This is a genomic window from Acidaminobacter hydrogenoformans DSM 2784, assembly GCF_900103005.1.
GTDB lineage: Bacteria > Bacillota > Clostridia > Peptostreptococcales > Acidaminobacteraceae > Acidaminobacter > Acidaminobacter hydrogenoformans.
This window is the reverse complement of sequence record NZ_FMWL01000016.1, coordinates 15,922-38,852: the sequence shown is the minus strand read 5'-3', so window position 1 is coordinate 38,852 and position 22,931 is coordinate 15,922. Positions and strand designations below refer to the sequence as shown.

Sequence of the window (22,931 nt, the reverse complement as noted above, 5' to 3'; positions counted from 1 at the left end):
ATTAAAAGAGTCTGGAAATCAGAAACAGCTGATTATCCAGACTCTTTTGCTTTCAACGCAGATGGTAAATAATACCTGACATAATTGACTACTGAGAACAAGGTTGAAACAGTTCATATGTAAGTGAGTAATTGAGATGAGAATGCATAAAAGGATAATGTTCGGCAATCATTCAAACTTCTCCATTACGTACTGCCCTTCAAATGTTCCCTCGGGCTCTGTCTGAAGTGAATGCATCTCAATGCGCAGGATACCGTCTACGACATAGGCCTGTCCACTGATTTCCAAAGTCACATCTTCAAAGGTTTCTTGATAGGAGAAGGTGCCAGAAGTGGCGTTATACGGGATGGGGGTCCGAGTGAAAAATCCCGCCGAATCACCGAAGACCACGTGACCATTCACGAATTCCACGTAGATTTCGAGGGTTTGGTTATTTCGCTCTGCCTCACCATCACGGGTATCAACGGTCTGGGCGTTCATGCTATATAGACCGGGCAGGGCATCAAGCGGAGGGATACCGTTGGTTAGTGGAGTGCCCGAATGCTTCGTGGCATGTACGTCAAAATGGAAGGCGATCGCGCCATCACCGCCGTCTATGACCATTTCAAGGGCAATGTTTGGTCCATCGAAGAAGGCTCGGCCAGAGAGGGTGTAGGTGATGTCGTGATTCGAACTCGTAAGCTCAAAGTGGCCGGTTTCAGGATCATAAGGGACGCCTGTGAGCGTATCGCTGGTGAAATCCACGAAGGTTAATGTTTTCTCACCTTCGAAACGCAACTCTGTCGTGCTGACACCGGAAATGTTTTGGACACCGTTCTCGGGATCTGAGACCCATGCGTCGCTAACAGCGTTGTAGAAGCCGGCGAGCTGTTGTGTTGTGGGTACTTTTCCAATGGTTTCATCAACAGCTGTTGATGGAGGTGTTATGGATGCTTCTCCAGTTTCCTGGCTGTCCTCATCACGTTCCTTCTGTCTTTTGCAGTCCTCAATGAGCATCTGTCGTACGCGTTCTTTTTCGGCGGCAAGTGAAGTCTGATAATCGCTTTCAGCCAGTTGGACCGCTTCCTCGTGGAAGGAAATCTCATCGCGAATTTCTTCAATATTTTTATCGAGGGTGGCGATCAGTGCATCAAAAGTTTTATTGCGCAGCTGTTGGTCGCGCAGAAGCTGGAAATCAGCCTCTGATAGGTTGGGGTCGTCCCAATTGTCTACGGTCTTCACCACATCAAAGGTTTCCTTTTGCAGATCGTTGATCAGGTTGACGGTGACATCCTTGGCGGTGAAGCCACTATCGAAAAGCTCCAGAACAGCGGAGTTTGCAATGCCAGAGGCGCGATCTGAGGCGCTTTTCGCACCAGTTGTAGCTTCGGGCGGTGTAAGACTCTTGAAAATCTTGTAGGAGCTCGTCAGGATCTGCACGCCTGCGGTGCTGGTATCCAGTATTTTTTTCACGGCATCTTTATTGCCGCGCGCCATCTTGATCGTTTCGTAAGTAACATAGGAAAGTCTCATAAAGGCTTTCAGATAATTGTTTTTTAGATTTCGGACCAGGAGATTTTTGGTGTTTTTTGCCTCCTGCCGTTTATATTCCTCGAGTGTGAGAGCCTCGGTCAGTCGGTACATGGCTTCGTAATGCTCGCGGATCTGATCCGAAAACCGTACGACCTCCTGAGCTTCAGGACTTCTGGAGATCAGTTCAATCCGGTCGTCAATATCCGAATATTTGAGCCAGTCCATATTAAAGGCCGATTCATTTATGTTGCAGTCCTCATCCGTAATGCCCTCGGCTGATGACCAAGGCAGGGCAGTCGCTGTCAGGGAACAGATGAGGAGAAGGGCGGCTGTTCTTTTTCTTCGAAGCAGGAAAATAAGCAGCATTATGAGCAGGAGCACACCTCCTGCGACCGCTATCTTTTGGAGCGGTGAAAACGCGGTGCCGGAGGTTATGGGTGTCCGCGTGCCATCGAAATTCACACTATAAAGAAGGTCTGGCTTGCCATCCCCCGTGGTATCTCGATGAGCCGCCATGAGGGTATCATCATCACCATAGCGCAGGAGGTTCTCTGGGGTACCGTCGGCGCCTTCATCAAAGGTGGCCAGAACCAACAAGTCATTGGCATAGTAGAGCTGAAGCACCTCTGCACCAGTTTCGTTCAGATCGTATCCCACGACAGTATCGAAAACAAGGCGCTCATCTCCAAAGACAACCTCACCGGAGATGGAGGGGTAGGGAGAGATCACGAGGAGCAGCAACAGGAATATCAGACAGCGTTTCATCTTCTCATCTCCTTTCAAATGATTGCTTTATTCTTACCCTTTTGAGAGGATCAAATGACTCAAATTCAGCGATGCATTTGGTGATTTTCGAGAATCTTTGCTATACTGAGGGGGATGGCCGGAGGCGACCATCGGCAAAATATCTGTTCAGGAGGTGGGGGTATGGACACACTGGATCAGCTCAAAATCTATCAGAAGATCATTGCATCTGTCCATGACGGAATCGTCATCAGTGATGCCGCGGGAAAAATTGTGGCGTACAACCCTGCGCAGGAGCAGCTCGAGGATCATGATGCCAGTAATATGGTGGGCAAGTATCTTTGGGAGGCATATCAGTATGGCACGAGTGATCATTCTGAGCATCAGACTGTTCTGGAGTCAGGAAAACCCATTCTCGACAAATACAAAGCGCATGCTTATAAGAATGGAACGCCCAAATATGTGTCCTACAGCACTTATCCGGTGGTTGAGAATGGACGGCGGATTGGGGTCTTTTCTGTCAGCAAGAATGAGACTAAGCTGCATGCCCTGTTAGAGGAGACTATTGAGCTCAAACGTCAGTTTTTTCAAGCGCTGCCTAAGGGGCAGGAAAAGGAAACGCTGCATGGGAATGGCACCCGCTTCACTTTTTCTGACATTGTGGGGGACAGCCAGGTGACGAAGCAGTTGATCCATGAGGCGCAGACGCTTGCCTGGATGGCGCACAACATCTTGATCGCAGGGGAGACGGGAACAGGGAAAGAAGTCTATGCACAGAGTATCCATAATTATGGGAAGAAAAACAAGGCGCCGTTTCTCGCTATTAACTGTGCGGCGATTCCGGAAAACTTGCTGGAGGGGATTTTGTTTGGCACGGTAAAAGGGGCTTTTACAGGTGCGGTGGATCGCAGCGGGATCTTTGAGGAAGCAGGCGAGGGGACCATATTCCTGGATGAGTTGAATTCTATGCCAGTCGCAATGCAGGCAAAGCTTCTTAGGGTCATCCAGGAGCGGCGCTTCAACAGAGTGGGCGGCACAGTGATGGTTCCGGTACGGTGCAGAATAATGTGCGCCGTTAACGAAGACCCCTATGACCTCATAGAATCCGGAAGACTGAGGAAGGATCTGTATTACAGGATTGCATCGCTTAGTCTGTATATTCCACCGCTGAGGCACAGACGCAGCGAAATTCTGGGATTGGCGGATCACTTCATCCAAAAAAGCAGTGATGCCATGAACCGAAAGGTCAAGGGACTGTCGCCGGAGCTGAAGGATCTGCTGCTTTCATACAGATGGCCGGGGAATGTGCGGGAGCTGGAGCATGTCATAGAAAACCTTGTGCTGCGCGCCACGGAAGACCAAAGCATGTTAAAGCTCGAAAATTTGCCGCCGCATTTGTCCATGCTTCTCGGTAAGGTACCTCGTTATACATTGGATCGGGACAAAGAACCGTCATCAAATAATCTGTCACTCAATGATAAGTTGAGAGCCGTTGAAGCCCAGTGTATTTTTGAAGCGCTGGAGGCCACCGGATGGAATCTTTCCGCTGCGGCCAGACGCTTAGGCATTATACGGCAGAGCTTGGCATCGAGAATGAAAAAGCTGAATATAACGAGAACAAGAGTGTAGGTGTGCATACAAAATATGCGAAATGCATAACAAATAGACACATAGCGCATAAAAAATAGACAACCCGACCCAAAACGAGCAGGAAGCCGTCGTTTAGGGTCGGGTTTTTGGTTGTCTTTGAGTCGGGAAGAGGCGTACAAAGTCACTGGTTGCTGTCATTTCAAGGGTTTGAATTGAAGTGAAACAATGTGGCATCTAATTTGCATTACTACTTAATACGACTGCAGAGGCTCGCTGAAAACTATCGAAAAGAATGGGGTGGATCAGGTTTGCTGAATTAGACAGTGAGTGGTCTGGAGAACTTGAATCGAGTAAACAATGCTTTGATCGAATGGCATAAATAGGAGGGAAATTATGGAGGTTTTATTTAATCCTGTTGTGATCTCGGTAGTGGTCATGACCGTCTTATGTCTTCTCAAACTCAACGTCATCCTATCGTTAATCATTGCGGCGCTGGTGGGAGGTACCGTTGCCGGCATGTCGCTGGGGGAGACCATGGACGCTTTGGTAGGCGGTATGGGTGGGAACGCACAGACGGCGCTCAGCTATGTGCTCTTAGGTGCGCTTGCTGCAGCTATTCACAAGACGCGGGCAGCTGAGGCGCTGACATTGATGATTGCCAAATGGATCAAAGGGAAGAAACTTGTCTTGTTGATCATTCTCGCGGTGGTCGCTGCTTTATCCGGCACGGTAATACCGGTACATATCGCATTTATTCCAATTTTAATTCCACCGCTGCTTCCACTGATGAACAAGCTAAAGCTGGATCGCCGCGCAGCCGCCGCTGCACTTGCGTTTGGCCTTAAGGCACCTTATATTACTTTGCCTGTTGGCTACGGCATCATTTACCATGGCATTATCAAGGATCAGATGGCTGCAAGCGGGATGGAAGTCACTATGGAGATGATCTGGAAGTCGAACTGGGTCGCAGGTCTTGCCATGCTGACGGGCTTCGTGTTCGCAATGTTTTTCTACAGAAAGCAAAGAGTGTACAAAGATGTGGCAGGCATTGATGATGTCAATTTCGACATTGCCGAAAAAGAACACAAGGTAACGGCAGTTCACTATATTACGCTGTTGGCGGGCGCGTCGGCTCTGGTGGTTCAGCTGACCCTTGGCTCGCTGCCGCTCGGCGCGATTGTCGGTCTCGCCATCATGGTCGTGACGCGGGCAATTAAATGGAGCGACGTCAGTGATATGATCGATGGTGGTATTCGCATGATGGGTTTTATTGCCTTTGTCATGCTGGTTGCATCTGGTTATGCGGCTGTCATGAGGGCAACGGGTGGTGTTGAATCCCTGATCACGGCCTCTGCTGCGATGATGGGCGGCAGTAAGCTCGTTGCTGCGACTGTCATGATTTTGCTTGGACTTTTAATTACAATGGGTATTGGGACTTCCTTTGGCACCGTGCCAATTCTGGCGGTTATTTATGTTCCACTGGCTATGGCACTGGGGTTCAGTCCAAAAGCGACCATTCTATTGATCGCGACGGCTGCGGCGCTTGGTGATGCGGGTTCCCCGGCTTCGGATACGACCTTGGGGCCAACCGCGGGTCTCAATGCAGACGGTCAGCACGATCATATCTGGGATACTTGTGTCCCAACCTTTGTGGCCTACAACGTGCCGCTCGTGATCTTTGGTATAGTTGGTGCGCTGATGCTGTAGGAAAGGAGGCGGCGGTGTGGCGCTGAACCTGTACAATTCTTCCCGGGTTGTCTCAAGAGATGATCAAGTGATTTGCGGGGCTTCAAGAGCCCGTTATTTTCCGATGGTCATCCAAAGTGGAAAGGGAAGCTGCTTTACTGATTTGGATGGGAATGACTATATTGACTTCTCAAGCAGTGCAGCGGTGCTGAACACAGGCCATAGCCATCCAAGGGTTCTAAAGGCCATCAAGGCACAACTGGATCAGTACATTCACTTTTCCTGCGACTATCTCTATGCCGAGCCTCAGGTTAAACTGGCCGAGGCCATTTGTAGGATCGTTCCAGGGGATTATAAAAAGAAGGTCAGCTTTGGGCACTCGGGTTCAGACGCCATAGATGGTGCGATCAAGCTTGCCCGAGCTTATACGAAACGCCCAGGCATTGTAAGCTTTATGGGCGCCTATCATGGCTCGACCTTTGGCGCGCTTTCTGCGAGCGCTATTTGCCACGAAATGCGACGCGGCATTGGTCCCTTGCTCCCTGGGTTTCAGCACCTTCCATATCCGAATTGCTTCCGGTGCTCTTTGGAGCACGCGCGTTCCACTTGTGGACTCGCTTGTTTTTCCATGTTGGAAGAGGCTTTTTCGACTTACATTGTACCGGAAGAAACGGCAGCAATTCTCATTGAACCCATCGCAGGGGATATGGGATTTATTGAACCGCCGGAGGCTTATATGACAGCACTCCAGCGATTCTGCAGAAAGCATGGCATCTTGCTGATCGCGGATGAGGTGCAGCAAGGTATGGGCAGGACCGGGCGCTGGTTTTCATTTGAACATTTCAATCTCGAGCCAGATATTGTGGTTATGGGTAAAGCGCTGGGCTCTGGTCTTCCCATCAGTGCCGTTGTTGCAAGGGAAGAGATTTCCAATGCGCTGGAAATGCCGGCGCATTTGTTCACGCTTCAGGGAAACGCTGTTGCAGCTGCGGCTGCCCTTGCAACCATTGAAACGATTGAGGAAGAGCGCTTGATTGAAAATGCCAAAATGATGGGAGATTTTTTGAAAAGTCGATTCAGAGCGCTGATGAAGGACTATCAAGTCATTGGGGATGTGCGGGGAAGAGGTCTGTCGATTGGCGTTGAATTATTAGCTGACAGAGAGCTGAAAACTCCGGATCCTGAAGCGGCAGTCAAAATTACTTATGAGTGCTTTCAGAAGGGTCTGCTGATGCTGTTTCTATCCTCGAATGTGCTGAGGATTCAGCCGCCTTTGATATTGGATGCAGCTACAGCGGAAAAGGCTGTCGACATTGTGGAAGGGGCGGTCAAAGCTTATAGCAAGAATCAGCTTGGAGATGAAGCCCTTGCGGTTGTAAAAGGCTGGTAAGGGGCGAGGAAAGGCTTTGCAGGTTGGGGGCAGGTTCAGATATGGGCTTGCTCGCGGGCTGTAAGGCCTTTTCTTTGTGTTGCTCCAAATTTGTACAAAGTTTTGTAGCCTGTGCCTGAAGTTGATTTACAATAAAAATATATTGTAGTTGGGAGACCATCGGCAGAAAAAATCTTTGACCGGCTTTATTATTTCAACTTAACACGAACACCTGGCCAGACAAATTTACGATATAATGAAACCAGATGAAACATCAGGAGGTCGCTGGCATGAAGACTATGGACATTGACGCAATACCCGGAGAAAAATGGTTCCCAAAGGAGACTCAGTTTATTGACGATATGCAGGAATACTGGGGGGACTGGGGCGTTTCCTCGGAAGTGGACAAGCTGAGGGCAGTGCTGATGCGGCGCCCGGGCAAGGAGATCGAGAAATTTGATGCCAAAGAGGTCCGCTTTTCGGAAGCGCCTGTCGACATTGAGTTAATGCGCATGCAGCATGATGCGGTTGCCAACATTTACAGAGACCATGGCGTCGCGGTTCATTATGTGGAAGAGCAAAGGGAAGACCGCCCCAATGCCGTTTTTTGCAGAGATTTGATGCTCATGACACCTGAAGGTGCCATAATTTCACGGCCAGGCATGTCTGCGCGCCGCGGAGAAGAGCGGTATGTCGCCCAGGCCCTGGCAAAATTGGGGGTTCCCATTATTAAGACCATAAATGGTGACGGAATCTTCGAAGGTGCCAATGCCATGTGGGTGGACCGTGAGACTTGCGTGATCTCGACAGGCAGCAGATGCAACCGCAGCGGCTATGACCAGGTGGCTGAAGAGCTCCGCAGAATGGGCGTCTCCAATATACTGCACATGCAGCAGCCCTACAGCAACATTCATATAGACGGCCTGATGAACACCGCGAGTCATGACGCGGTGCTGGTCCATGCCTCGCAGGTGCCTTATGACGTGCTGAATGTGCTGAAAAAGAAAGGGTACAAAATACTTGAAGCGCAGTCGACCACGGAAGTGCGCTCCACCTTCGCGTGCAATTTTGTCGCACTGGAGCCAGGGCTGGTGGTGATGCCTGAGGGAAATCCGAGGACGCAGGCGCTGCTGGAAGACAACGGCATCAAGGTTATTCCCGTGGATGTGTCAGAAATCCTTAAAGGCCGCGGCGCGATTCACTGCATAACGGCCTACCTGAAAAGGGGATAGGCGGCGCACCAAAATCAAATTGTATAAGCTATAAGAAGGAGCGGGTTTTGTTGAAAAAAGAAAAAGCGAAATTGTCACCAGAACAGCGCGCAGAATTACTCAGCTTATTGAAAAGCCGTTTTGAGAAAAACAGGCACCGTCATCAGGGGCTTGAATGGGCTCCGGTACAAGAAAAGCTTGAAAAAAATGAAGAGAAGCTTTGGTCGCTTTACGAAATGGAAAGAACCGGCGGTGAACCGGATGTGATCAGCGGTGATCAACAAACCGGTGAATTCATTTTTTATGACTGCTCAGCGGAAAGCCCCAAGGGTCGCAGAAGCGTCTGCTATGACCGTGAAGCGCTCGAGTCAAGGAAAGAAAATAAACCGCAAGACAGCGCTTTAGGTATGGCGGAGGACATGGGGATTGAGATTCTAACGGAGGAACAATACCGGCACCTGCAGACCGTTGGAAGCTTTGATACTAAAACGTCCAGCTGGGTGAAAACGCCGGACGAGATCAGAACGCTCGGGGGCGCACTCTTTTGTGACCGCCGCTATGATGCGGTTTTTGTGTACCATAATGGTGCGGAGTCTTACTATGCCTCCAGAGGGTTTCGCGGTGCGCTCAGGGTGTGAGGTTGAGTAACCTCGGATTGAAATAGCAAGACCATCGGCAGCGTCCTGTGCTTTTAGGGATTTTGCCGATGGTCGTCTTATAACCCAATATAGGTCAGCGGTGGAGGCTTTTTTAATGAGACGAAAAGACAGAGAAATTAAGGACACCAAAACAATGGATGAAATAGTGCGCGCCTGCTTCTGTTGCCGGGTCGGGTTTAATGACAATGGCGAAGTTTACATAGTTCCGCTGAGCTTTGGTTATGTGTCCGAAGGAGAGAATCGCACCCTCTATTTCCATAGCGCACGGGAAGGCCGCAAAATCGATCTGATTGCCCGGGGTCCCAAAGTCGGCTTTGAGATGGATACGGCCTATGAGCTGGTCGCGCATGCGCAGGCTTGCAGTCACTCCGCCCGTTTCAAGAGTGTAATTGGAAGCGGCACCATCAGCTTTGTTACAGACAATATGGAAAAAGAAGCCGCGTTGCGTCAGATTATGCTGCAGACCACGGGAAAAAGCCAATGGAGCTTCTCCGAGGCCATGCTGAATTCTGTTTGCGTGTTTAAGCTGGAAGTGGAAAAAATTTCTTGCAAAGAGCATCTCTAATTTTCCTGAAGGGGAAAAACCGCAGCGAACAGTTGGCCGTTATTCAAAAGGTAAGACATACAGAGGGGAGGGCATCATGACCGAGATTATTACACGCACCCGCAGCTTAAGTACTTTTGGCCTTTCACTTTTGTATTTGAGCAACTTATTCTTAAAATCCGAGCTGGTAAATGAGCTGTGCTTCGTGCTTATGATTGCAGTCATGCTGCTCAGCTTGCCAGCCATTTCAGGCATTTCCAGAGTGATTGGCTACGCTTCCCTGGGTCTCAGCGCAGTGCTGTTTCTCCTGTACCGGGCACCGCTCAGCGTCTGGAAGCAGGCGCTCACGGGCAACCTGTACCTGGTGGCGCTGTTTACCATGGTGCCCATTTTGAGCATCCCCATCCGGCATGGGGGCTATTATCCGGCGCTGCAGGATTTTTTCAGGAGATATGTTTATACGAACCGGCGTTATTATGTCATGGTGAGCTTTACCTCCGCCTTTGTCGGGGTGCTCGTGAACCTCGCGGTCGTGCCTTTGGTTTATCAAATCGTTCAGGCCAGTGAGATCAGCCGCAACAAGAAGCTGATGAGCTCAGCGATCAGCAGGGGCTTCGCCACGTGTGCGATCTGGGCGCCAACGACGGCCGCTGTTGCCCTGGTGATCCAGGTATCAGGGGCCAATTGGGGGCGGTTTGCGCCGCTGGGGATTCTGTGCGGTGTGATTAGCGGCATTATTGGCTATGCCATGACCAAGTTTAAGGAGAATGAATCCGGAGCTCTGAAGCACGTGCTGCCTGAGGACACGAAAGCGCATTTAATGGATCATTCAATGGACCATTCAATGGATCATTTGGAGGGCGGCTCGAAGCTGAACAAGATTATTGAGCTTGGCGCGTTCAGTGTCGTTCTGATTGCAGCTATTGCTGTAATCTCAGTAGTGACAGGCATCCAAACCGTCATTGTGGTATCCATGGCGGCGCTGACCTTTCCTTTTCTTTGGATGGGGCTCATTGGCCGGCTGCCGGTTTTGATCCATGACATCAAGACATCCTACTTCAAGAACCGTTTGACGAAGCTGAGCAATGAGATCGTCTTGTTTGTAGGTGCCGGGATGCTTGCAAGCAGCATCACCTTTTCAGAGCTTGGGAATTACATACCTGTAGCCCTTTCAAGGCTCGTGGGGGACAGTGCTTTTTTACTGGCGGTCGTCGTGGTTTTTGGCATTGTCGTCTTGTCGGCCCTTGGCGTTCACCCTATTATCCCCATTACGATTATTGGCGGAACCATTCAGGGTTCTGATTTTGGCGTGACGTCAACCTACATTGCCCTTCTGCTGGGGATCAGCTGGTCTATGGGGATCACGCTGTCGCCGACCTCTGCAACGGTGATCACGTTGTCCGGGGTGTCGTCCCGGTCTCCCCTTCAGGTTGGTCTGGAATGGAATGGGCTTTACGTGCTGGTGACGTCCAGCGTTTTAATCGTTGTGATCACAGGCTTGAGAATGGTGGGGTGGGTGTAGCGTGGGAGGTTGGGGCGTGGTGACCATCGGTATAAAATGTTTCTAAAAGCTTAAAGCTCAAAGAAGCGCTGCCGATGGTCTTTCAACCTACATCAAGCATCCTCATAAGTGATACTATAGTGTAAGGTAAGAACCGTTAGATAATTCCGGGGGGATCCGGGTTTGGAGGGATGTGATGAAGACGATCAAGAAGCTGCTGTGGCAGATGATGGGGCATGTGAGTATCGATCAAGCAGCCCTCCACGCGAAAGGTCCGACCGTCCTTCATATTTCCGATACGCCACGTTCCTTCTATCCAGAATTAAAGCGGCTCCTGGACATTTTGAAGCCCAATGTTATCATTCACACCGGGGACCTTGCGGATGATTTGAAGCTTGAAAATCGTCCGAGCCTGCTGGACAGCTATGAGAAAGCGGTCATAAAGCTCATGCGGATTGTAAATCAAAGCGCTGCTGAAACGGTGGTATTCACCCTTGGGAACCATGACAATTTTAAGGTCGTCAGCAAGCACGCTGGCCGCGCAGAGGTATATCAGGATGCGGTCATAAAAAGCTTTCATGGCAATGAAATTTTATGCGCTCACTATCATGATGCTGCGTTTGATGCTGCGGCGTCGAAAATGCCTGACTTCGCGCTTTACGGTCATGACTTATCATTAAAGAGTCTTCAGTCTTATAAGGCAAAAAATCTTAACGGTATTGAGGCCATGCATTTGATTGATCTTTCTACGGGGGCGGTTTTTGTGATCAAGTACCCAATAGGCACGGATAATGAGCGGTTGAATCGAAAAAGGTTGCGTCTGTAGTCTGTTGTCTGTTGTCTTTAGTCTGCAGTTCATTTGGAGGTGAAGTAATGGTATCCCTGCTTAGAAATGGTCCGCGTATGTTGTTTATTGGCACCTCAAAGCGATGTGAATTCATTGATTTTATGAACGAAAAATTTAAAGCTGAGATTTTGGATGTGGATGTGATCTTTGATAAGTCGGATGAGTTCAATACAATAATTTACTTGTTCTCTGAGCTGAAGCCAAATGTCAATAAAAGCGATGTGACGGATGCGCTCTTAATCAGAAATGATGTGGCGAAGGTACTTTGCCGCTTGGTTGAGCAAAATGGGAGTCGGTTGATTGATGCGATCAGGCCGGCGCCGCAAACGGTTCTCATGAGAGCAGTAGGCGACATGGAACAAATGCTGCTGCGTATTCAAAGGGACTTTGGCGGTAAGGTGGGGTCGTTTAATTACTGTATTGAGAGTGGTTGTGAAGCCACCACAATTATTGGGTTAACGGACAAACCCCTCAGCCGGACCGCTAAGTTCAGCGATATGCACCACAACTTCCTGAGCCTGAATCAGGATTACGCAGCGCTTCATCGTGATCTGACCATGGAAGCATTTCGTTACTTGAACAGCGGGCTCGACAAGAAAGATTGGCATGAGCTTGAAATACGCATTTATGATGTGTACGGCGCTTTTCAGCTGCATCACGAGCGGTTGATGGAGGTGCTGGATTCTCTCGAGCTCGGTATTGTGATTGGTGAGGCCTGGTCAAAGGATTATCCAAAATTTCTCTTTCCTGTAGAAGTTTACAGTGTCCATTTTCTTACCTTTGTTAAGCCAAGCGAATTTAAAAGAATTATATTTGGCCTTGAGCATCTTTCCGATGGCACGCGGATTGTAGATTATGATCTCTACATCAAGAACAAGAAGGTTTACTGGCGAGAGATCATGAATAATAAAATGAAGACCAGCAGGGAAGTGGAGGCGCTGAAAGCCCGCTCGGAAGTATATTCGAGGCTGGATGAAAAAACGAAAGTGGCGCTGGCGGAGCTTGAGGAAAGGATTTTGGGGACGAGGAAATAGGGGGGAGAAGGGGTGTGAGGAGCGTTTCGGAAAACGGTGCGATAGGCGCAGTTTCTGGTTCCTTTTTCTTCCTTCTTTTTCCATTAACAAAACAAAAAAAGCCCACCATCAAAACATCAATGGTGGGCAAATAAAGCATATAGACTTCCAAAATATAACATTTTTGTTGTGGAGCTGTTTGTATGACCATCGGCAGAAAAGCTTTACAAAGCAATCAGGCTTTTCGCCAAATGCTACTCGTTATCCACCAAATCCGCCGTGACAACATACCGCTGCGGAGCGTTTCCAATAAAAGCAAAGGGATAGCACGTCGTGAGGGTAAGCACAGCATGATCAGTAGGAACAATCACTGTACGGTCTTCTTTGTCGACAATGCGTGTGCCGCTGATTTGATAGGTGAACAGACGATCCGCCATTTCTATGATCAACAGGTCCCCCGCAATCAAGTCTCCCAGATCTGAAAAAACTGTATCGCGATGTCCGGAAAGAACACAGTTGTCTTCCTCGCCGGGCATCACGCTTTGTGCATAATGACCAACGCCCGCTTTCAGGTGTTCGTCACTGGTGCCGTGTAGGATAGGAAAGGACTGGTCCAGCGCTGGGATCTGAAGGGTGCCTATGAAGTCGCCCTCCATGATATTTTGGAACGCTGTCGATTTCTCGGGCTTTGTGCTGTGAATCGATGCTTCTGGAATATGAAGCTGGTTTTTAAGATTCACAAAAACTTCTTGCTGCTCGACGAACAAATCCTGATTGACGACCAAAGTTTGTTCAACTGCGGTGAGACTGAAGGGCAGCATTTCAAGCTTATAGAGCGCAAACCCTGTCAAGCCGACCCCTGCAGCCGCCAGGCAAACAGAGAGCAGCGTCAGGAGACGGTTCTTTTTTTTATATGCCCGGGCTTTCACAGCCATTCTTGGTGTTTCTCCACGATTCAGCTTTTTTGTCATGGGGTTACCTGAATTTAAGTCCTGCTGCACCGGCAGCAGACAACACGACGCCAATCAGAAGCATATTGTACCATGGTGTTGCGGTGTCCGGCATTCTGCCGCCTGTTACGGTTTCGGTGACAGCGTCAGATGGTGCTACAACGATTACAGGTGCAGATTCTGGGGTCGGTGGGGTTGCGACTGGCTGTTCAATGGGCTGGGTTACCACAACGGGCGGCGTTTCGACGACGGGTGGCGTGACCACGACGGGTGGATCTGTGTCTTCGCAGATCCCGTTAGTGATGGTATTGTTGTCAAGGGTGACGGCGCCATTGCTTGCCAGTAGCTGCCCTTGGACTGAAGCGCCGGTATTTGCCGTAATAGAGGTCGTTGCAAAGATATGCCCGACGAAATGCGAGTTGACACCAAGCGTCGCGGAGCTGCCAACGGCCCAGAAGGTGCGGCAATAGCGGGCACCGTTGATAAGGGCAACGTTGCTGTCCACTGCTGTGATTAAAGTAGACGCAGTCTTAAAGATGAAGACGCCGTCCGGGTTCCCTTTGGCATCCAGCGTCAGTGTGCCGGTGATTTGGAAGGTGCCATCGGCGGAGTCGTAAACACCAGGTGCCAGCGTGGTGCCGCCAAGTTCAGATGCAATGCGCGTCACTGGGGTTCTGCCCGCGGCATCATTGTAAGCTGTCAGCAAATCCGACTTGGCTATGGAAGCTACAGCGTCGGCAATATGTACCGCGCCACCTATAGTCATGGACGTTTGTCCAGTTATAGATGTCCCTGGAAATAATCCTGCGTCAGCTCCCGCGTCGCCGTTAATGACAGTTTCGCCAGTATTGGTGATGGTGGAACCGGCTAAGACCGCAAAGGTTGAGGAGGTTCCCAGATTGACGGTGGGCTGCGACGTTTCAACCGACATGCCTATAACGGGCAGGGTGGTCATCAAAATCACTGCAGCGGCTAATAGACTTGCAAACAAGGGTTTCGTTCGATTCAATTTCATGATGGGCATCGCTCCATTTCATATTTAAGAACTGTGTTTGAGGCGATTAATCTACAATAGGCAGCAATACCTGATTACGAGCGGCCCTTGATGTTCTTGACAACGGTCGCTTCCGTTTCTGTTTCTTGAACCTTTTCGACTTCTTTTTTCTTCTTTTTCAGTTTGTTTGGATTCTTATCACCCATGAGATCACCCCTTTTAAATTGTTAAATATATTAATTAATGACTATAAATGGTATTTATGCGTATTACAAAAGCCACTTTGAATAAAGTGGCTTGATCTGACGTTCCCTATAGTACGACACACGCCTCTTGTGGATGTCGTTATGTCAACTATAGACTATAAACTGGCGGATGTCAACTTGTGTGGGATATATTTACAATTTATGTGTTACATATTGTATAAGAAGTGTCTATAGGATTAGTGGGAAGGTGCTTGGATAAATCCTTGAATCTGAGTTATGAAGTAAGGCCAGGGTATGAATTCAATACTACAAATAGAATGAGGTGCTTTTTATGATCCAATGGATGAGTCAATTTGGAGCAGTGCAGCAGGCCTTAATAGCAACGTTTTTCACATGGGGAGTTACTGCATTGGGTGCAGCGCTTGTATTTTTTTTCAAAACTATAAACAAACAAGTCTTGAACGGTATGCTGGGCTTTGCGGCCGGAGTTATGATTGCAGCAAGCTTTTGGTCCTTGCTTGCACCTGGAATTGTGTTGGCTGAAGAATTGGGTCAAGTGGCCTATATTACTGCTGCGAGTGGATTTTTATTAGGGGGTGGCTTTCTTTATTTGGTCGACAAATTGCTTCCGCATTTACACTTGGGGCTTGATACCTCTGAAGCAGAGGGGGTTAAGACAAATTGGCAAAGAAGCGTTTTGCTGGTATTGGCGATCACACTCCATAATATACCAGAAGGACTTGCTGTCGGTGTGGCCTTTGGCGCTGTTGCTGCAGGTATAGGGACCTCCGCGACGCTCGCGGGGGCAATAGCATTGGCAATCGGTATAGGACTGCAAAATTTCCCGGAGGGGGCAGCTGTGTCTATACCATTGAGACGTGAAGGTTTCAGCAGAACAAAAGCATTTTTATATGGGCAAGCTTCAGGGATTGTAGAACCTATTGCCGGTGTCATGGGCGCTTATGCTGTCATAAAAATACAGCCAATTTTACCTTATGCACTTGCCTTTGCGGCAGGTGCCATGATTTACGTTGTTGTTGAGGAGCTGATTCCAGAAGCACAGAGAGAAGTAGGCGGTTCGAAAACGGATATTTCAACCATAGGGGCCATGTTGGGTTTTGCAGTTATGATGGTGCTCGATGTTGCTTTGGGTTAAGGTAAGGGCTGCAATGCGCTTTTGCTCTGCATTGCTTCACAGACCATCGGCAAACGCTCTTGAAAGCTTTAAAGCTCAGAGCTGCCGATGGTCTTTTTATTGGCGCCAAATGCCCCCGCCCATATAGCAACGCTTAGCTATCTTTGGTATCATTAAAGAAGGAAAAACAGTGTGATAGGCGTCAGCCGCAACTGCTGTTTTTCCTTAATAACCGACTTGAATTGAGGTATCCCCATGAGCCTTTTCGACACCCTCCCGGACAATTTTTTTTCACCCCTTTCCTCCGCCAACAAACGCATCTATTTGAAGGCGCTATTTGTGCTGCATAAACGCTTCAAATACGACTGGCGAATTAAAAAGGATGAACTGGTCTACGTGCTGGCAGAGGCGCTTTCGAGCGATGCCAGCTATTTTTCGTTCACAGAGGAAGGGGAAGAGGAGGACCGGAGCTATTCCGGCTTTGCCCATATACTGCTGCGAAAGCTCGAAACCACGGGCTGGATCGAGTACGAATACGGCGAAACCAGCTTTGACGTCTATGTGATCATACCGGAGTACGCCATTGTGATCCTTGAGACGCTCAAGGCCATAGAAGAGGGCGATTCGGTGGAGTACAACTCCTACGTCTATTCCACCTATTCCAGCCTGCGGCTGGCGGAGGACACGGGCAGCGACCATTACCACGCGCTGATGACGGCCCATGAGCGCACTCAGGAGCTGATGACCAAGCTGAAGATCCTGCTCAACAACATCAAGCGCTTCCAGCGACGGCTGGCCGATCACGAGGCGGTGCAGGCCCTGGTTCGGGAGCACTTTGACGAGTTCAAGGCGGGGATCTCCGACCGGATCTACCATCCACTGAAAACCTTTGACTCTGTGCCGCGCTTCAAGACCCCCATCCTGAGCATTCTAAACCGTTGGCTGACGGATAACGCCGTTTTGGATGCCATTCTTCAGGACGGCCTTAAAAGAGGGAAATTTGAAACCGATGGTTTCACTCAAGTCATCACCATGATTTCAGACATCATTGAGGTTTACGAAAAAATCAATGCACTCCTGGGCGTTATTGACGTCAAGCATACGGCGTACACCCGGGCGGCGGTGGAGCGGATTGAGTACATGCTCAATGTGGACGGCTCTACTCGAAGCAGGCTGGTCAAGGTACTCCAGAGGATTGGGCAGTATGATGAAGACAGCTACAAAATGCCCATTTCCTCCGTCATGAACCTGAGGGAGGATTCCCTGTACATACGCAAGAAACAGGCTGCCAGAGTGCCGGCGCCCGTGCTCACTTTAGCGGAGGACATGGATGACGCCAGCCTGGCCAAAGAAATGGACGGTATGAAGGCCGTCATTGACTCCGCTTACAGCAATCAGCAAATCCAGGCTTACGTTGAAGCGCTGCTGAAGGACCGGGACACGGTCGCTATACAGGAGATTGACCTGGAAGAGGACGCGGACTACATCCGCATGATCCTGGCAAGCCTCCAGCATGATGACCGCAAGTCCACCTACACAGTAACCTACGAAGACGGCAGGGTGTCAAAGGGCGCCTATCAAGTCCCAGAGCTCACAATTCGAAAGAAGGTGAAATAATGTTCGACCTGCAGTATGACCGGCTCACTTCAAGGGAAAAAGAGGATTTCGCGGCCTCTGTCAATCTCCTCTTCTCCAGAAATTATCTGCTCCGTGACGTCTACTCCGAAAAAGAAAAGGGGACCAGGTCGGACGGCGCCTACCGCTTTGTCGAGCGGCATCAGGCGCTCATCAGCCATTACCTCGAGTATTCCGGGTGGGAATTGAATATAGACGGCAAATATGGCGTGGCCTGGGTGGTCAACCGCCTTGACCAGAACCGGGAAAGCCTCAACAAAGCCACCACAGTCATGCTTCTGGTGCTGCGTCTGATCTATGACGAAGCCCGTGAAAAGCTCACCTTGAAGCGCGAAATCCTCACCACGGTCAGCGAGATTGTAGGCAAACTCATTTCCATAGGCACTTACAAGAAAAAGCCTGCCGATAGTGACTTGACCGACGCCTTCAGAAAACTCGAAAGCTATAACGTCCTCTGTAAGCTGGGGGGCAAATGGTCGGATCCGGAGACTAGAATTTTGATTTACCCGTCGATCCTGTTTATTCTCACGGACGCCCGCATAAAAGACTTGTACGAGCTGATGCTTGGCAGCGAGGAGGATGACTATGAAGACATTTAAGAAGCTGCTCCTTCTGAACTGGCACTACATCAGCCGTGAAGTGATTGAACTGGAGGACATCAACTTCCTCACGGGTAAAAACGCCTCAGGCAAATCTACTGTGATTGACGCCATGCAGCTGCTGCTCCTTGGAGATACCTCCGGAAACTATTTCAATAAGGCCGCCAATGACAAATCCCGGCGGACGCTGATTGGCTATGCCAAAGGTGAGCTGAGCGACGCGGATGCCAGCTTCAATTACCTGCGCTCCGGCCGCTTTACCACCCACTTGGCCCTGGAGGTCTATGACGACGTCAAGCGCCAAAGCTTTGTCCTTGGGTTTCTCATGGATGTGGAAGGGGACGACTCTTCGGACAAAAAGTTTTATTTTATGGAAGGCACCTTGCCAGAGCATAACTTTGTCCGTGACAACCGTGCCCTGAGCATGGAAGAGCTCCGGGGAGGGTGGAAGCGTGAAGGGATCAAGCACACGTTTTATGGCACCCAAACCGATTACAGAAACGACTTCAAAGTCAAGATGGGCCACCTGAACGACAAGTATTTTGAGCTCTTTAAGAAAGCGGTGGCCTTCAAGCCGGATGTGGATCTAAAGCGCTTCATCACGGAATTCATCTGTGAAACGGAAAACCAGGTGGACATAACCCATATGCAGGACAATATCCGCCACTATGAAAGGCTGAAGCAGGAAGCTGAGACCGTGGCCACCATGGTGGAACAATTGGAAGACATAAGTTCCATATACAAAGAGTTCTTAAAAGAACAGCAAAATGAGAAGCTCTATGGATTTTTGATTGGCAAAGGCGAGCTGGAGGCTCTTAAAGAAGAGCTTGAGGGACTAAGACTGCAGCTTAAAGGCCTCGAAGAAAAAATCCGGCGGGATACGGATCACCTTGCAGCCCTTGAAAAAGAGATTGAGACAAGCCATATGGAAATTAGCAGAAAGCAAAGTCAGCTTTTTGAATTTGAGCCGTACCGTATAGAGCAGGACTGCAAAGCTCGTATTCAAGAGTACAAAGCCCAGAATGAAGCACTGGAGCGCGACGTGGATAAAGTGCTTCAGCGCGTCAAGGCATGGTCCAGACGGTGGCTGGCGGTGCTGGAGTCTGAGGGTGGTACGGAGGCGATGACATCAGAGGTGGCGTCTGATGCGGTGGCTGCTGTAGCGACGACTGCGGAAGCAATGCCTGCTGAGGACACTGAAGCTTTGATTGCCACGCTGCGCGACGCCCTTAATGATATAGACAGCCGGGCATTCGGACTGAACCTCCAGTCCCTCCGGGAACATGCCGCGGCGCTGAAAGATTTAAAGGTGAAAGGCGCAGAAGTATACGAGGCGGGCCAAAGAAGCCTTGAAGAGGAGATACGCGAAGCAGAGACCAAGAGAAATCAGCTGAACCAGGGCATCAAACCCTTCGATCAGCCGGTGCTTAAGCTGAAAGACTTACTGGAAACGCGGCTTTCTGAGCGGGCTGGCAGCCCTGTCTCTGTAGATGTCTTCTGCGAGCTCATGGAAATTGCGGATGAGCGCTGGAAAAATGCCATTGAGGGCTATCTCCACACACAGAAATTCAACCTGATTGTGGCACCAGAGCATTTTGAAGAAGCCATCCGACTGTATGACCAGCATAAGCACAGCCTGAGCCTCTACGGCGTTGGGCTGGTGGACGTGGGAAAAATTATGGAGCGAGGGCCTAAACGTGAAGCTGGATCTTTAGCTGAAGAAATTCAGACGGACAACAAATTCGCCAGGATATATGCGGATTATCTCCTTGGACAGGTCATGAAGTGTGAGGAGGTTACAGCACTCAGAAAGCACCGGATCGCCATTACGGCGAGCGGGATGCTCTACAAAAACTATGTGGCAGCCCAGATGCGTCCAGATCGCTATGAATTCCCTTACATAGGACGCCAGGCTGTGAAGCGGCAGCTGGAGCTCTTTGAAGAAAAGCTGAAGGGCCTGTATAATCAGAGGGAAGCGCTTGAGCAGAAGCTGGTGCCCCTTAGGGCCTTTCAAAAGCTGGAGACCCTGACCCAGGACGCTGTTGAAGATTATGGGGATGCCCATGTGAAGCAGGTGAAGCTCCAGGAAAATATGATGCAGATCCGCGCCCTTCAGAAGACCCTGGAGACGCTGGATATGAGTGCGATTTTGCGGCTTCGGGAAGAGCTGGAAGGCCTTGAAAAGGCCCAGTATAAGCGACAGGGGCGGTTTGCCGACCTGAAGGCGGGGATTAAGAGGGATCAGGAGACTTGTGGTGTGCTGGGGGCGGTGGGGATACCATCGGCAGAGAAGCTCTTTGAAAGCAGGCGGGAAACGTTTGATACTACCTATGAGGCGAGCTATAGGGCTGAAATTGGGGAGCCGCGGTATCAGCAGGAGCTGCAGCGGCTGAAGCGCCACGACAGAATCCGGGACAACTTTGACCAGGCCTATAAGACGGCCCAGAACCGGAGGGGGGAGGCCTTCACGAGGCTGGTCGAGGGGCGAAACCGCTTTGAGACGCTGCACAGGCGGGACTTAGGGGTCGCGGCTGAGCACAACGAGAAGTACGACGCGCTGCTGGAAACGCTGCGGGAAACTGAGCTGCCGTCTTTTATGGAGAAAATTGACGAGGCCATAGGGCGGGCCCAGCAGGAGTTTAAGGACGATTTTATTTCCAAGCTGAAGAGCAATATTGACACGGTAAACCGTCAAATTGAGGCGTTGAATGCTTCGCTGAAGTCCATTCGCTTTGGGAAGGATCACTACCGGTTTGAGGTGAAGCCGGACGATTTTCACAGAAAGTACTATGACATGATCATGGATGATATGTTGATGAGCGGGTTTAACCTGTTCAGCAGTGACTTTCAGTCCCGGCACAAGGAAGTGCTGGATGACCTGTTCAAGAAGATTGTGGATGTGGGCGAGACCGGGATTTCAGCGGCGGAGCGTGCGGAGCTTGAAAAGAACATTGAAAAGTACACGGACTACAGGACTTATCTGGCGTTCGACCTGATTGTGACGGATGAGAATGGCGTGAAATCGCATTTGTCGAAGATGCTCAATAAAAAGTCCGGAGGCGAGACTCAGACGCCGTTCTTTATTTCGGTGCTGGCGAGCTTCCACAGGCTGTATGCCCTTGGTGATAAGCGGCGTGAGGACACCATGCGGCTGATTATCTTCGACGAGGCCTTCAGCAAAATGGATCACGAGCGGATTGAAGAAAGCCTTAAGCTCCTCAGGGACATGAAGTTTCAGGCACTGATTTCCGCGCCAACGGAGAAGATTGCCAACATTGCGCCTTTCGCGGATAAGACGTTGTGCGTGCTGCGGACCAAACAAGTGACCAGCGTCCGGGAATGGGACAAGTACAGGCTGGGAGAAGGATAGACCGGGATAAGCGTAGATTGGAAGGTTAGGCCATGAGACTGGAAAAGCAGGTGCTGAATCAGTTAATAGACAAATATGAGCGGTCCAGGCATGTTTTTGAGGCCGCCTCGTCCCGGCGGGTGATCCTGAACGCCAGGGAAATCAAGCTCTATCAGAGTGGCAGCTATAGCGACAAGCAGGCGGTTCACCTGGCGGTGGAGGATTTGCGTTCACGGGGTTTTGTTGACTACCAGTGGGTTGCCTTTGAAGAGGGGAATCTGCTGGATAAGCTGTTTTTGAATTTAGGGCAGCTGGAGGCGGCTTATGACTTCCTGGGCCGGATGCCGCTGCTGCGTCAGCTTGAAGAGGCCGGCCAGGCGCTGGCAGCTCTGGATAGCGCGCTGCCTTGGGTCGAGGCGTACCAGACGGAAATGCTGAGATGTCTCAGCGAGGAGCGTCGGTTTCACCGGCTGCTGCCTCAGGAGCCGGATAAGCTGGGACTCCTGCTGGATACTTTTAAAGGCCTGGGGGAAATTTCCGAGCTGACGGAGCGGATTTTCAGCACCCGTTATCTTGGCAACTCCAAGACTTTTGAACGGTCTGTCAGGAGCAGGCTGGTGACCATTCTCAAAGCCTATTTGGATCCAGAGATGGAAGAGGATCAGCTGCTGGCCAGCGTGGGCATTGTCCGCAACTATGACGAGCTCCTGCTGAAGGGTGAATTGTCCATTCTGCTGGACGGGCAGTGGTTGGATCTGAGCAGGTTTTCATATGGGACCTCGCTGAATTCGGAGTCCATTCGCAGGCTGGAGGCCATTGAGGTACGGAGCGGGACGGTCCTGACCATTGAAAATAAGGCGGTGTATTACGAGTACATTAAACACGCGCCCGAGGATGAAATTGTGATCTACCTGGGCGGATTCTTTGGGAAATATACGCGGCTGTTTATGGAGAAGCTGCGGGATGCGGCGTCAACAAGTACAGTGACTATACCGATGGTCACAAAACCCACCACTGCCACTGTGTTGACGGATTCAGCACTGACTGCGAAGACCTCGAAAAAGCCGCAGTACCGCCACTGGGGCGACATTGACCTGGGTGGTTTTATGATTTATGACACTCTGAAGGTGATCCTTGGAGAGGGGCTGACCCCGCTGTATATGGATCTGGAAACGCTTCAAAATAATGCGGATCAGGCCATGGATTTTGGGGAGGATTACGCCGCGCGTTTAGGCGGGTATATTGAAAGAAACCCAGAAACGGAATTTGCCGAAGTGATCCGGTATATGCTGGCACATAGGGTGCGGCTGGAGCAGGAGGCTTTGGTGGTTGAGTGAGATAGTACCCTGTAAACGCTAAAACTTGACATACAACTGGTTAAAATTCC

17 protein-coding genes are annotated in these 22,931 nt (G+C 50.1%); 14 read left to right on the top strand and 3 right to left on the bottom strand.

Translation table 11 applies throughout. From position 1 onward, the window contains the following. Positions 1-168 precede the first annotated feature (168 nt). Positions 169-2,277 carry a flagellar export protein FliJ gene (locus tag BLP63_RS12710; RefSeq protein ID WP_092592169.1) on the bottom strand — a complete coding sequence of 703 codons (2,109 nt, stop codon included), beginning with the start codon at positions 2,275-2,277 and terminating at the stop codon, positions 169-171. 162 nt (positions 2,278-2,439) lie between these two features. Here BLP63_RS12710 and BLP63_RS12705 point away from each other — a divergent pair, with 162 nt between their 5' ends. The 9 genes from BLP63_RS12705 (at position 2,440) to BLP63_RS12665 (ending at position 12,697) form a co-directional block, all read left to right on the top strand. Next, positions 2,440-3,885, top strand: coding sequence for a sigma-54 interaction domain-containing protein (locus BLP63_RS12705; RefSeq protein WP_170829448.1), 1,446 nt, complete (start codon positions 2,440-2,442; stop codon positions 3,883-3,885). A 354-nt stretch (positions 3,886-4,239) separates the two neighbouring features. Beyond that, positions 4,240-5,553 carry a Na+/H+ antiporter family protein gene (locus BLP63_RS12700; protein WP_092592165.1) on the top strand — a complete coding sequence of 438 codons (1,314 nt, stop codon included), beginning with the start codon at positions 4,240-4,242 and terminating at the stop codon, positions 5,551-5,553. Positions 5,554-5,569: 16 nt separating this feature from the next. Then, the gene (locus BLP63_RS12695; RefSeq protein WP_242870908.1) at positions 5,570-6,922 is read left to right on the top strand and encodes an aspartate aminotransferase family protein; all 1,353 of its coding nucleotides are present in this window, start codon (positions 5,570-5,572) and stop codon (positions 6,920-6,922) included. 269 nt (positions 6,923-7,191) lie between these two features. Further along, the gene (locus BLP63_RS12690) at positions 7,192-8,133 is read left to right on the top strand and encodes a dimethylarginine dimethylaminohydrolase family protein (protein ID WP_207646471.1); all 942 of its coding nucleotides are present in this window, start codon (positions 7,192-7,194) and stop codon (positions 8,131-8,133) included. Between the two features lie 50 nt (positions 8,134-8,183). Next, positions 8,184-8,750 (top strand): DUF4256 domain-containing protein, encoded by a 567-nt coding sequence (locus BLP63_RS12685; protein WP_092592163.1) that lies wholly within the window; start codon positions 8,184-8,186, stop codon positions 8,748-8,750. Between the two features lie 115 nt (positions 8,751-8,865). Further along, positions 8,866-9,336, top strand: coding sequence for a pyridoxamine 5'-phosphate oxidase family protein (locus BLP63_RS12680; protein ID WP_092592161.1), 471 nt, complete (start codon positions 8,866-8,868; stop codon positions 9,334-9,336). Between the two features lie 76 nt (positions 9,337-9,412). Beyond that, positions 9,413-10,837 (top strand): C4-dicarboxylate ABC transporter, encoded by a 1,425-nt coding sequence (locus BLP63_RS12675; protein ID WP_092592160.1) that lies wholly within the window; start codon positions 9,413-9,415, stop codon positions 10,835-10,837. A gap of 175 nt (positions 10,838-11,012) precedes the next feature. Further along, positions 11,013-11,642 (top strand): metallophosphoesterase, encoded by a 630-nt coding sequence (locus BLP63_RS12670; protein ID WP_092592158.1) that lies wholly within the window; start codon positions 11,013-11,015, stop codon positions 11,640-11,642. Positions 11,643-11,689: 47 nt separating this feature from the next. Then, positions 11,690-12,697 carry a hypothetical protein gene (locus tag BLP63_RS12665; RefSeq protein ID WP_092592156.1) on the top strand — a complete coding sequence of 336 codons (1,008 nt, stop codon included), beginning with the start codon at positions 11,690-11,692 and terminating at the stop codon, positions 12,695-12,697. Between the two features lie 233 nt (positions 12,698-12,930). On the opposite strand, the gene BLP63_RS12660 is transcribed toward BLP63_RS12665, so the two are convergent. Both BLP63_RS12660 and BLP63_RS12655 read right to left on the bottom strand, forming a co-directional pair. Further along, positions 12,931-13,647, bottom strand: coding sequence for a class D sortase (locus BLP63_RS12660; RefSeq protein WP_242870907.1), 717 nt, complete (start codon positions 13,645-13,647; stop codon positions 12,931-12,933). Between the two features lie 4 nt (positions 13,648-13,651). Beyond that, positions 13,652-14,641: an ice-binding family protein gene (locus BLP63_RS12655; RefSeq protein WP_170829447.1), complete on the bottom strand. Its 990-nt coding sequence runs from the start codon at positions 14,639-14,641 to the stop codon at positions 13,652-13,654. Positions 14,642-15,157: 516 nt separating this feature from the next. Here BLP63_RS12655 and BLP63_RS12650 point away from each other — a divergent pair. The 5 genes from BLP63_RS12650 (at position 15,158) to BLP63_RS12630 (ending at position 22,881) form a co-directional block, all read left to right on the top strand. After that, positions 15,158-15,982, top strand: a complete 825-nt coding sequence (locus tag BLP63_RS12650) for a ZIP family metal transporter (RefSeq protein WP_170829446.1) — start codon at positions 15,158-15,160, stop codon at positions 15,980-15,982. Positions 15,983-16,216: 234 nt separating this feature from the next. Continuing rightward, the gene (locus BLP63_RS12645; RefSeq protein WP_092592152.1) at positions 16,217-17,578 is read left to right on the top strand and encodes a Wadjet anti-phage system protein JetA family protein; all 1,362 of its coding nucleotides are present in this window, start codon (positions 16,217-16,219) and stop codon (positions 17,576-17,578) included. Next, positions 17,578-18,195, top strand: coding sequence for a DUF4194 domain-containing protein (locus BLP63_RS12640; protein ID WP_092592150.1), 618 nt, complete (start codon positions 17,578-17,580; stop codon positions 18,193-18,195). The genes BLP63_RS12645 and BLP63_RS12640 overlap by 1 nt, the downstream gene beginning before the upstream one ends. Then, positions 18,182-21,565, top strand: coding sequence for an ATP-binding protein (locus BLP63_RS12635; protein WP_170829445.1), 3,384 nt, complete (start codon positions 18,182-18,184; stop codon positions 21,563-21,565). The genes BLP63_RS12640 and BLP63_RS12635 overlap by 14 nt, the downstream gene beginning before the upstream one ends. Positions 21,566-21,597: 32 nt before the next feature. Continuing rightward, entirely contained in the window at positions 21,598-22,881 is a 1,284-nt protein-coding gene (locus BLP63_RS12630) for a Wadjet anti-phage system protein JetD domain-containing protein (RefSeq protein WP_092592146.1), read from the top strand. The last annotated feature ends 50 nt before the right edge of the window (positions 22,882-22,931 follow it).